Origin of the sequence: uncultured Capnocytophaga sp. (assembly GCF_938029845.1) — a bacterium.
Taxonomy (GTDB): Bacteria; Bacteroidota; Bacteroidia; order Flavobacteriales; family Flavobacteriaceae; genus Capnocytophaga.
The window spans coordinates 1-12264 of the sequence record NZ_CALHGG010000034.1 but is presented as its reverse complement, the minus strand read 5'-3'; the positions used below and the strand labels follow the sequence as shown (position 1 = coordinate 12264).

Below are 12264 nucleotides of genomic sequence, written 5' to 3'. Positions count from 1 at the left end.
ACTGGCTCGTGATATCCTGCTCCCTAAGTTTGATATACCAGAGGAGTTCCAAGAAGCCGATGATCCCACTGGAAAGAAAGGAGAAAACAAATATCTCCGTCACCTCACTTACTTAGGTGCCGAGAAAAGGTATAAGGAACTTACCGAAGAAATTCGTGAACGCATTGATTTTGAGCTTTCTATCATTGAAAAAACAGGATATCCAGGGTACTTCCTTATTGTGGAGGACTTCATTACTGCCGCACGCAATATGGGCGTTTCAGTCGGTCCTGGTCGTGGTTCTGCAGCAGGATCAGCGGTAGCTTATTGCTTGGGAATCACCAATATAGACCCTATCCAATACGACCTACTTTTTGAGCGTTTCCTCAACCCCGACCGTGTGAGTATGCCCGATATTGATATTGACTTTGAGGATGATGGTCGTGGACGTGTTTTGGACTATGTAATAGAGAAATATGGAGCAAACCAAGTGGCACAGATCATTACCTATGGTACCATGGCTGCCAAATCCTCTGTACGAGATACCGCACGTGTACTAGACTTGCCGCTAAAGGAAGCCGACCAAATAGCCAAACTGATTCCTAATATTTCTCTTAAAAAAATCTTTACTCTCAACGATGAAGACCTAAAGGAAAAAGTGGGTAGTGACCTACCAAAAGTACAACAGCTCAAAGAAATAGCTGAGGGCAGTGACCTCTCGGCTAAGACTGTTCAGCAGGCTTGTATCTTAGAGGGTTCAGTACGCAACACAGGAGTACATGCCTGTGGAGTTATTATCACCCCTGACGATATCACCAACTTTGTCCCTGTCGCTTTGGCAAAGGACTCCGACCTGTTCATCACCCAGTTTGACAACTCCGTAGTAGAGAGTGCAGGGCTCCTAAAAATGGACTTTTTGGGACTGAAGACCCTTACCATTCTCAAGGATGCGGTGTCATTGATCCAAAAGCGACATGGGATCGAATTAGATATAGACCATATTTCTTTGGAAGACGAACCCACCTATGCCCTCTTTCAGCGTGGAGAGACTATTGGAGTCTTCCAATACGAATCCCCTGGTATGCAGAAATACATGCGCGAACTCAAGCCTACAGTCTTCGCTGACCTTATCGCTATGAATGCTCTCTACCGACCAGGACCTATGGAATACATACCGAGCTTTATCCATCGCAAACATGGAGTAGAGCCTATTACCTATGACTTGGCTGATATGGAGGAATACCTCAAGGATACCTATGGTATCACCGTATATCAAGAGCAGGTAATGCTCCTCTCTCAGAAATTGGCTGGATTCACCAAGGGTGAAGCCGATAAGCTCAGAAAGGCGATGGGAAAAAAGCTCAAGGATGTCTTGGCGGAGATGAAACCTAAGTTTATAGAGGGGGGAGGCAAAAAAGGACACCCTGCTGAGGTCTTGGAGAAGATTTGGAAAGACTGGGAAGCTTTTGCCAGCTATGCCTTTAACAAATCACATTCTACCTGTTATGCGTGGATTGCCTACCAAACAGCTTTCCTCAAGGCGAACTATCCCGCCGAATACATGGCTGCGGTACTCTCCAACAATATGAATGATATCAAGTCCATCAGTTTCTTTCTTTCCGAATGTAACCGCATGGGTATCAAAGTACTCAGTCCTGATGTGAATGAATCCGAATACAAGTTCACCGTGAATAAGGACGGGGCGATTCGCTTTGGTATGGGCGCCATTAAGGGATTAGGTAAGGCTGCAGTGGATACCATTGTAAAAACGAGAGAAAAAGGCCCTTACAAGTCTGTTTTTGATATGGCAAAGCGTATAGACCTCAAATCGGCCAACAAGAAAGCCTTTGAAAGTCTTGCCCTTGCGGGAGGGTTCGACTCCTTCCCAGGGGTGCATCGTGCCCAGTTCTTCCACCAAAGCCCTTCGGAGAATATGAACTTCTTGGAAAAGATCATTCGCTATGGTGCCAAATCACAGGAGAGTGCCCACTCCATACAGCTAAGCCTCTTTGGAGATAGTCCAGAAGTGCAAATTCCCGAACCCAAAATGCCAGAGGTAGAGCCTTGGAACACCTTAGAGGAACTCCGTCGTGAGAAAGAAGTTGTAGGGATCTATATCTCTCGTCACCCCTTGGACATGTTCAAGTACCAATTAGATTACCTCTGCAATAGAGAAGCAGCAGAATTTACCAAGGATTTTGTAGGTATGGAGAACCAAGACGTACGTTTTGGGGGAATGATTGTCAAGATGGAACACCTCACCAGCAAAAACGGGAAAGGCTGGGGTGCTTTCACCATAGAAGACTATAGCGGTACGGCTGAATTTCGTATCTTTGGCGAAGAATACCTAAAATTCCGCCCTTTCCTATCCGAAAAGCAGTTTGTTTTTATCAAAGCTCATATCAAGGGTGGCTATACCACCCCTGATGGACGTACCTTTGGCCCCAAGATTATTTTCACTCATATAGGCTTTTTAGAAGATGCGCTACAGGAGAATATAAATAAACTACAAATAGCCTTAGAACTACAACAAATAAACAGAGAAAACCTAGACTATCTTAAAGACTTGTCTCATAAGTTCAAGGGGAATATTCCTTTTAATTTTCTAATTACAGGAAAAAACCAAGATCAGAAAAAAGATATAGAACTACCTATGAATAGCTATGGTACCAAGGTCAAGATATGCAAAGAGTTTTTTGATACGCTTTCGAACTCCTCATTCATTTATAGGCTCAATAATGAATCTCGCTGGCTAAACCTAGTCATAGATGTCCCTACCTCTATTGCTGGAGAAGAAGAGGAAGTCCTTGAACTTATGGAAGAAATAGAAATAGATTAACAACTATTGAAAATTTAACAATGCTAATTTATAAAATTAAAATATTTTCATTGTATTTATGTACTAAAGAATCTTTTAAAACATATTTTTAACTAGATAGAATTCTTATGAAACCAATTCTTTCCTATAGAATTATTCCCTTATTTATAATCTTATTAGTAAGTATGATCTCCTGCTCAAGTAATGAAGTAAGTGAAACCTATGTATATATTTGCAAGGGTTCTAATAGTTATGCTTATCATTATAGCCCTAATTGTAGAGGACTGAGACGGTGTTCTACAGATTTAGAAAAATTAACAGTAAAAGAAGCTGTAGAAAAAGGAAGAAAACTATGTGGTTATGAAGACTAAGGTAGGATATACTATACTTAGAGCAGCTTTTTCATTCTCAGGGCGTATTGGTAGAACAGCATATGGTCTGAGCCTAATTATTTGTACTCTTTTAAGTATACTTATCCTTACAAGTATACTTCAAACTAAAGGGAATACTGCCTTTTTAGTGCTTTTATATATACCTATGGGATGGTTTGCCTTAGCCCAAGGCGCTAAGCGTTGTCATGACTTGGGAAATAGTGGCTGGTTTCAGTGGATTCCCTTTTACTATTTCATTATGCTATTGAAAGAGGGGGCTAAAGAAGTCAACTATTATGGTGAGTCTCCCAAGCATAAGCATTCTCAAAAGGACACATTCTTTGAGGATATACCTCCCTCGGATATTGATAGTGCTTCTGCTGATCAAAAAACAGAGACCTCTTATAGCAAATATAATAAGGATTATAGGAAAAATTATAGCAAGGAATACTAACTTACGAATGTATAAAATTATTCTTTCTTTTTATATAAGTGTTTTTTAAGTTCTTCTGTAGAAATAAAAAATGTCCATAGCTAAAGTAGGTTAAACAAAGGTCTCGTCAAATCTTTGTTTATAGCTCTCTATAACATCAATCCCGATTTAGAACAAACAAGTAATCCCCCTCTATTTCTTGAGTAGCTATTAGGTCTCCTCTAAGTTGTGGGGCTTTAAGACCATCAGAAAATTGAGGGCTACCTATAAATATACGAGCTTCATCCCATAGGCCCTCATCTATGAATTGTTGGAGTACTTGAGCACCTCCCTCTACAATAAGACTCTGTACTTGCTGCTCATATAAGTAATTACATACTTGCTTAGGCATAGGAACAGAGGAAGAAAGTGGAGCAAAAGATATATGAGGGGTATTGGATGCCTGCACTGAGGTAAAAACAACCGTAGGATCTCCCTGAAAAATGGCTAAAGAATTAGGTAAGGAATTGTCGTTATCTATAACCAAGCGCAAAGGGTTATTCCCTACCCAATGGCGTGTAGTAAGGGAAGGGTTATCCTTCTCTACTGTATGCTTACCTACCAAGATAGCACCTTCTTGCGCCCTCCATAGGTGAGTAAGTTGCTGAGAAAATGTGTTAGAAATCCATACAGGTACCTGCTGTGCTTGTTGCAAAGGTGCTATAAAGCCATCGCGCGTTTGTGCCCACTTAAGAATAATATAAGGACGCTTTTGAGCATGAAAGGCAAAAAAACGTTTGTTAAGCGCTTGGCTTTCGGTCTCCAAAACCCCCACAATGACCTCTCTGCCTGCTTGTCGTAAGCGTTCAATACCTTTGCCTGCGACTTTAGAATAAATATCTACACAGCCAATAACAATCTTGGGGATTTCCTTTTCTATAACTAGGTCGGCACAGGGAGGCGTTTTCCCAAAATGCGCACAAGGTTCCAGATTCACATAAAGGGTACTTTCCTTAAGCAGGTTTTTATCCTTGACAGAAGCAATAGCATTGACCTCTGCATGGGGCTCACCTGCCTTAGTATGCCAACCCTCCCCTATGATTTTTCCTTCATGAACAATTACACTCCCTACCAATGGGTTGGGATAAGTATAGCCTATAGCCTTATGTGCTAAGAATAGGCAGCGCTGCATGTATCGCTCGTCTGTAGTCATCATGATAGACGTTGGAATTTGGCTGATACCCAACGATTTCGCTCTATATGGCTAATGTAAGTAAGCCCTACCTCTTGGCATTTCTCCTTTATCGCAGCTAGGTCTTCCTCATAAAATCCACTAACTAAGAGCAATCCTTTAGGAAGCAACGTTTGGGCGTAGGCAGGAATATCTGAAAGCAAAATATTTCGGTTAATATTGGCTAGGATAAGGTTATACTGCTCTCCTGCAATCAGAGAAACATCTCCTTCCTTTATAGTAATAAAGGAGCAATCGTTCTGTTGTACATTTTCTGAGGCATTCTCCACGCACCAAGGATCTATATCTATGGCTGTGATATCACGAGCACCACGCAAAGCTGCCATGATAGCCAAGATTCCTGTACCACAGCCCATATCCAAGACTTTCATACTCTCAAGTGACAAAGAAAGTAATTGCTGTAGCATCATATAAGTTGTTTCGTGATGACCTGTACCAAAGCTCATTTTCGGAGTAATCACAATATCATAGGGTGTATTAGGTGCAGAATGGAAGTTTGCTCGTACGGTACAGAGATCCTCCACCACTATGGGAGAAAAGTTCTTTTCCCACTCTTCATTCCAATTGACTTGTTCTATTTCAGTTATTTGGTAAGAGATTGTAAATTCTGGATTCCCTAATAGATAAATATCCTCTAGTATCTGCTCATTCCAACTATCTTTAGGAATATAGGCTTTGATTCCGGTAGGGGTATCCACAAAACTATCAAACCCTACTTCGGCAAGTTCAGCTATCAAAATTTCTGATCCCATCTCAAGAGGTGATACTGTAAAATCGTACTCTATATAATTCATTATCAATAATTAATTATTAATTGTTTAGGCCAATTCTAAAGCAGCAATTTCTACTTTTTCGCCTTCTTTTGTTTCACAGATGATAGAAATATAGTCAAATCCATTTCTTTTTACCTCTTCCCAAGAAAGACTTTTCCCATTGATCAGAGTTACCATATCATCTTCATCTATTTCATAATCTTCCTTTTCTTCTTCATAATCAATAGAATAACCAAAATCTATATGAATTCGACTAGTAGCAATATTGTATTTCACCAATACGCGTTTTTCTACCTCTTCTAGGTCAAACTCATCACAGAACATAGCATTATAACCATGTTGATAACCATCAAAAAGCAATATTTCTTCACCTGTTTCTATATCTTTGGCTACTATTTTACAAGGAATAGGTATCTCATCCTCATAATTATCTACAATAAAAGGATACTTCCGATCCTTTATTCCCAATAATCCTCCATAATAATATACTTCAAAGAGGGTGTTTCCCTTTTTTGATTGTATATCTACCGAAAGATAATCGCCCTCTTCTACATCTCGGACATTATCACTTAAGTAAGTAGGTACTCTATTCATGAATAAACCTTTGTTATTTAGTAGGTGCAAATATAGGAAGAATCAAAATGATTGCCAAATATTTTTCTTGTTTTTCTATCTGAAAAATCGTACATTTGTTAGCGCTTAATGAGGCTTTCTCTCTGATGAAAAGATATACTACTGGTTTTTCCTATTGGACAAAGCAACAGAAACGAGGTGTTTTGGGGCTTTTGTGCTGTTGCATATTGCTACAAATAGCTTATCTTATGATAGATATCTCCTCTCCTCCTGCAGCATTTTCTCAAGAAAACCTTATTGCTTTCCAACAACGGATAGATAGCCTAAAGGCACAGGAGAAAGCAACCCAATATACTGTCAATCCTTTTAATCCTAATTTTATTTCAGATTACAAAGCCTATATTTTAGGAATTTCAGCTGAACAACTCTCTCGATTACAATCCTTTAGAGAGACGGGTAAGTATGTCAATTCCGCTAAGGAGTTCCAAGAAGTAACTGGAGTTTCCGATTCTCTTTTGGCTACTATTGAACCTTTGTTCAAATTCCCTGATTGGGTTACTCAAAAAAAGACAGGCTATCCTAGTTCCTATGATAACAAACCCACAGCAAAGATTATAAAGAAAGATCTTAACACCGCCACTGTTGAGGACTTATTGCCTATTCGAGGAATAGGAGAAAAACTCTCTGAGCGCATCCTAAAATACCGCGAACGTTTGGGAGGCTTTTCTCACAAAAAGCAATTAGGTGAGATATATGGTCTCTCCGAGGAAGTTATCTCGGAAATATGGCGATACTTTGACCTACTGAGTCCTGCACATGTTAGCAAAATAGAGCTGAACCAAGCTTCAAAAAAAGAGCTCTCCAAGATACCTTATCTTAGTTATAAAGAGGTAGAAGCCCTACTTATCTTCCGCTCAGAGCGAGGAAATCTCAGTTCACTAAATGATTTACAAGCTATAAATTTTTCAGCTGAAAAAATAGAACAGCTCAGCTGGTATCTGAAAGTAGAAAAATAGCTATTTTTCTTTGCTTAATTGGTTTATATATTGTATTTTTGCGCTTTATTATTACAATAGTATGAATAAGAATCATTATGCCATTATCATGGCGGGGGGCGTTGGCTCTCGTTTTTGGCCTGTAAGTACTTGGGCTTTTCCTAAGCAATTTCATGATATGTTGGGTACAGGGCAAACACTCTTACAACGCACTTACCAACGTTTAGCTAGCTTTATCCCCAAGGAAAATATCCTTATCTCTACTAATGAAATCTACAAAAACTTAGTAAAAACACAATTAGCGGGTATTACAGAAGAGAATTTGGTATTAGAACCTTCTATGCGCAATACGGCTCCCTGTATTCTCTATGCTACTATGAAGATTCAAAAACGCAATCCTAATGCCGTTTTTATTGTAGCTCCTTCCGACCACTGGATAGAACAAGAAGATGAATTTCAGGACAATGTAAAGAACTGTTTTACACTATGTGAACAGCAGGATATACTGATGACTCTGGGAATCAAACCTACTTTTCCAAATACAGGTTATGGTTATATACAATATGACAAAGCTGATAGCAAACCCAGCAAAAAGGTACTTCAATTCACTGAAAAACCTAATTATGAACGAGCTAAACAGTTTCTTTCTGAAGGAAATTATCTATGGAATGCAGGTATCTTTATATGGCATACACAAAGTGTATTGAGAGCTTTTGAAAGATTCCAACCTCAATTATATGCTCTATTCAAGCAAGGGGAATCTGCTTATAACACCCCTCAGGAATGGGAATTTATCAGGGATAATTATGGAAAAGCTGAAAATATATCTGTAGATTATGCGATTATGGAACCTTCTGATAATATCTATGTGTATCCTGTAGGATTTGATTGGAATGACTTAGGCACTTGGGGCTCCTTACACGAAAAATTGGCCAAAGATTCTAACAATAATGCGGTGGTCAATGCCCTTACCTTATTCAAAAATGCCTCAGACAACATTATCCGTACTGATACTAATAAGGTAGTAATTGTAGATGGTATAGAACACTATATCATTGTAGATACAGCCTCTGTACTTATGATCTATCCAAAAGAAAAAGAACAGAGTATCAAGGAACTACTCAAGGAAGTTAAAGAGAAGTTTGGTAATAACCTCTCTTAATAGCTTAGGAAATTATTTTTTGATACACCTTCAACAGATTTTCACAGACGTTTTCGTCTGTGAATTTTTGTACATAGCTATATCCTACCTCTTTCATCTGTTGCATACGTTCAGCAGATGAAAGTAGCTGTTCTATCGCCTGCTGAATCTCATGGGCTGTGTTTTCTATTGGATTTATATAGATACTTCCACTGCCTCCTGCCTCTTCAAAACAACTTCCTTGGGAGGTAATCACAGGTGTTTTAGAAAAGAGGGCTTCTATAATAGGAATGCCAAAACCTTCAAAAACAGAAGGATAACAAAATATCGTAGCTGCTTGGTATATCATCGCCAACTCTTGCATGGAAACTCCTGAAAGCACTCTTACTTGAGATTGCATATTATTCTCCCTACAATAAGCCTCTATTTTTTCATAATAGGCAGTCTTCTTCCCTACCATAATAAGGGGAAGGTCGGTTCCCTTAATAGCTTTTACAATCTCTAAAGCATTCTTTCGTTCCTCAATAGCCCCTACGTTGAGAACAAATCGGTCTGGGAGGGCATATTTCTCTCTTACTTTGGCTTTTTCTTCCTCTGTATAGGTTTGCTTAAAGGCTGCATGACACCCTTGATACACTACTGATATTTTATTAGGATCTATATGAAAATAATCTACTATATCACGCTTAGTCTGTTCACTGATAGCAATAATATGTTGTGCTTTCTCAGCTGCATAACGAAACTTGAGAGTATACATTTTTCTATCAAAAGCAGTGTACCACTGGGGAAAACGCAAGAAAATAAGATCATGTATAGTAACTACTGTAGGGATGTGCTTGTATATGCCTACAGGAATCTCCCCAGATAGCCCATGATAGACATCAAGTTGTTGTCGCTTAGCAAGTGTGGTAATTCTAAAGAGTCGCCAAAGGCTTTTGAGTTTTCTCCAAAAAAGGCACTTAGGGTTTATCTCTGTTGTTTTTTCAGTTATCTTTACTCCTAAAAATTTTCTTTTTTGAGGATTAAAGAGTACCAACTCTATATCCGTTTTTTCCTGCAAAATACGAATAAGGTCACGGCTATAATTACCCAATCCTCGGAAATTATGGAAAGCCCGCTTGGCATCGAATCCTATTTTCATTTCTTTGTCTTTAAAACCTCTTTCAAAAATTTAGCTGTATAGCTTTTCTTATTCTTCACTACTTCCTCTGGAGTACCCATAGCGACAACCTCGCCTCCTCCCTTACCTCCTTCAGGTCCTATGTCTATAAGGTAGTCCATCATCTTAATCACATCCAAGTTATGCTCAATAATAAGCACCGTATTTCCTTTCTCTGTAAGTCTGTTAAGTACTTCCATTAGGATTTTTATATCCTCAAAGTGAAGTCCTGTAGTAGGTTCATCCAAGATATAAAAAGTATTACCTGTATCACGTTTGGAGAGTTCTGTAGCGAGCTTGATACGTTGTGCTTCTCCCCCCGAAAGCGTAGTAGAAGGCTGTCCCAAGGTAATATAACCAAGTCCTACTTCCTGTATGGTCTTGAGCTTTCGATAGATTTTCGGAATAGGTTCAAAGAAATCCACTGCCTCATCTATCGTCATGGCTAGGACATCAGCTATGGATTTTCCCTTGTAACGAATTTCAAGTGTTTCCCTATTGAAACGCTTGCCATGACAAGTTTCACACTCTACCAATACATCAGGTAGAAAATTCATCTCAATCACCTTCATTCCCCCTCCTTCACAGGTCTCACAACGCCCCCCTTTGACATTGAAACTAAAACGACCTGGTTTGTAACCCCGAATCATAGCCTCCGGAGTTCGAGTAAAGAGATCCCGAATCTCTCCAAATACCCCCGTATAAGTAGCCGGATTGGAACGTGGAATGCGTCCAATGGGTGATTGGTCTATATCTATCACCTTATCAATATGTTCCAAACCAAGAATCTGCTTATAAGGCATCGGTTTTTTTAGGGCATGGTAGAAGTGTGCATTGAGAATAGGATATAGTGTTTCATTGATTAAGGTAGATTTGCCAGAGCCTGAAACCCCTGTTATTCCTATCATCACACCCAAAGGAAATTTTACTGATATATTCTTGAGATTATTCCCAGTACAACCTATCAGTTCTATAAAGTGTCCATTACCTTGACGACGCTGCTTGGGCACCTCTATTTCTCTCTCTCCATTAAGGTATGAGGCTGTCAGCGTATGTGCCTTAAGCATCTGCTTGGGAGTACCTGCAAAAATAACCTCTCCCCCTCCCTTACCGGCCTTTGGACCAATATCAATCACATAGTCAGCATGGAGCATCATATCGGCATCATGTTCTACCACCACCACAGAATTGCCTATATCACGGAGTGACTTAAGAGAGTTAATTAATCGTTCATTATCGCGCTGGTGTAGTCCTATACTCGGCTCGTCTAAGGTATAGAGTACATTAGTAAGCTTAGAACCTATTTGGGTAGCCAAGCGAATACGCTGTGCTTCTCCCCCAGAAAGTGTTTTAGAACTTCGACCTAGGGATAGATAATCCAAACCTACATCCAAGAGAAAACGTAACCGTTCGCTGATTTCCTTGAGAATCTCATGAGCTATCTTCTGCTGACGAGCAGAAAGTTTTTCAGGCAACGTATCAAACCATTGCATAAGCTCGGCTATATCCATAGCTGAAAGCTCGGCTATATTCTTATCAGCAATACGGAAATATAAGGCCTCTTTACGCAGACGGGAACCTTCGCACTCAGGGCAAGGCTTTTCTTCCATAAAATCCTTTGCCCATCGTTGCATGGCGGCACTACTTTCTGAGTCTTGGTATTGTTGTTCTATAAAATTGACAATTCCCTCAAAATCAATAGAGAAATCACGGGTTATTCCCATTACTTCAGATTTCTCAGAGAATTTCTCTTTTCCTCCAAAAAGAATCATATCTATCGCCTCTTTGGAAAGTTTCTCAACTGGGTCGGAAAGTTTGTGTCCAAACTTCCTAAGTATAGTTTCTATTTGCTGGAATATCCAAGTCTTTTTCTCTGCTCCTATGGCGATAATAGCCCCCTGCTTGATAGAAAGGGACATATCAGGAATGAGTTTGCTCAGGGTTACCTCTTGTATGGTACCCAGTCCATTACAATGTGGGCACATCCCTTTAGGAGAGTTAAAGGAAAAGGTATTAGGCTCAGGTAGGGGATAAGAAATTCCTGTAGTAGGACACATAAGGTTACGACTGAAGTAACGAGGTGTTGGGTTATTTTCAGCAAGTATCATTAGGATACCATTACCATGCCGCATAGCTGTCTGTATACTTTCACTTAGCCGGCGCTGGGTAGTATCGTTATTTTTTATCTCCAAACGGTCAATAACTATCTCTATATCATGTGTTTTGTAACGATCGAGTTTCATCCCGTACTCTATCTCACGGATTTGGTTATCCACACGTACCTTAAGGAACCCCTGCTTGGCGATTTGCTCAAAGAGCTCTCGGTAATGTCCTTTACGCGATTGTACTACAGGAGCTAAAATATGTATAGCCTTTCCCTCATATTCTTGGAGGATAAGTTCTTGTATTTGGCTATCGGTATAACTAACCATTTTCTCACCTGTACGATAGCTATAAGCATCGGAAGCTCGTGCATAGAGTAGGCGTAAAAAGTCATAGATTTCGGTAATAGTTCCTACTGTAGAGCGTGGCGACTTTGAGGTTGTCTTCTGCTCAATGGCTATTACAGGAGAAAGCCCATCTATTTTATCCACGTCAGGGCGTTCGAGTCCACCTAAGAACTGGCGAGCATAAGCTGAGAAAGTCTCTATATAGCGGCGTTGCCCTTCGGCATAGATAGTATCAAATACCAAAGAAGATTTTCCACTACCTGACAGCCCTGTTATCACCACCAACTCATAACGAGGAATCTGTACATCTATATCCTTGAGGTTATGTACTCTAGCCCCTT

The 12264-nt window shown here is 39.8% G+C and carries 9 protein-coding genes; 4 read left to right on the top strand and 5 right to left on the bottom strand.

Annotated features, from left to right (window positions below; genetic code table 11):
* Both dnaE and Q0625_RS02675 read left to right on the top strand, forming a co-directional pair.
* On the top strand, positions 1–2818 hold a 2818-nt coding region (gene dnaE / locus Q0625_RS02680; protein WP_298823354.1), incomplete at its 5' end, for a DNA polymerase III subunit alpha.
* 339 nt (positions 2819–3157) lie between these two features.
* Positions 3158–3622: a DUF805 domain-containing protein gene (locus tag Q0625_RS02675; protein WP_298823353.1), complete on the top strand. Its 465-nt coding sequence runs from the start codon at positions 3158–3160 to the stop codon at positions 3620–3622.
* A gap of 136 nt (positions 3623–3758) precedes the next feature.
* Here Q0625_RS02675 and ribD read toward each other — a convergent pair whose 3' ends face one another.
* Genes ribD through Q0625_RS02660 form a run of 3 tightly spaced genes read right to left on the bottom strand, consistent with a single transcriptional unit; the run spans position 3759 to position 6199 of the window.
* The gene (gene ribD, locus Q0625_RS02670) at positions 3759–4793 is read right to left on the bottom strand and encodes a bifunctional diaminohydroxyphosphoribosylaminopyrimidine deaminase/5-amino-6-(5-phosphoribosylamino)uracil reductase RibD (protein ID WP_298823355.1); all 1035 of its coding nucleotides are present in this window, start codon (positions 4791–4793) and stop codon (positions 3759–3761) included.
* Positions 4793–5626, bottom strand: a complete 834-nt coding sequence (prmA, locus tag Q0625_RS02665) for a 50S ribosomal protein L11 methyltransferase (protein ID WP_298823352.1) — start codon at positions 5624–5626, stop codon at positions 4793–4795. The genes ribD and prmA overlap by 1 nt, the downstream gene beginning before the upstream one ends.
* Positions 5627–5650: 24 nt before the next feature.
* The gene (locus Q0625_RS02660; RefSeq protein ID WP_298823351.1) at positions 5651–6199 is read right to left on the bottom strand and encodes a hypothetical protein; all 549 of its coding nucleotides are present in this window, start codon (positions 6197–6199) and stop codon (positions 5651–5653) included.
* Positions 6200–6294: 95 nt separating this feature from the next.
* Between Q0625_RS02660 and Q0625_RS02655 the strand changes: the two genes are divergently transcribed.
* Together Q0625_RS02655 and Q0625_RS02650 are read left to right on the top strand one after the other, a co-directional pair.
* Entirely contained in the window at positions 6295–7194 is a 900-nt protein-coding gene (locus Q0625_RS02655) for a helix-hairpin-helix domain-containing protein (RefSeq protein WP_298823350.1), read from the top strand.
* 61 nt (positions 7195–7255) lie between these two features.
* The gene (locus Q0625_RS02650) at positions 7256–8335 is read left to right on the top strand and encodes a mannose-1-phosphate guanylyltransferase (protein ID WP_298823349.1); all 1080 of its coding nucleotides are present in this window, start codon (positions 7256–7258) and stop codon (positions 8333–8335) included.
* A 4-nt stretch (positions 8336–8339) separates the two neighbouring features.
* Here the strand turns inward: Q0625_RS02650 and Q0625_RS02645 are convergent, their stop codons facing one another.
* Positions 8340–9455: a glycosyltransferase family 1 protein gene (locus Q0625_RS02645; protein WP_298823348.1), complete on the bottom strand. Its 1116-nt coding sequence runs from the start codon at positions 9453–9455 to the stop codon at positions 8340–8342.
* A partial coding sequence (gene uvrA, locus Q0625_RS02640) for an excinuclease ABC subunit UvrA (RefSeq protein WP_298823347.1) occupies positions 9452–12264 on the bottom strand: 2813 nt, incomplete at its 5' end. The genes uvrA and Q0625_RS02645, both read right to left, overlap by 4 nt.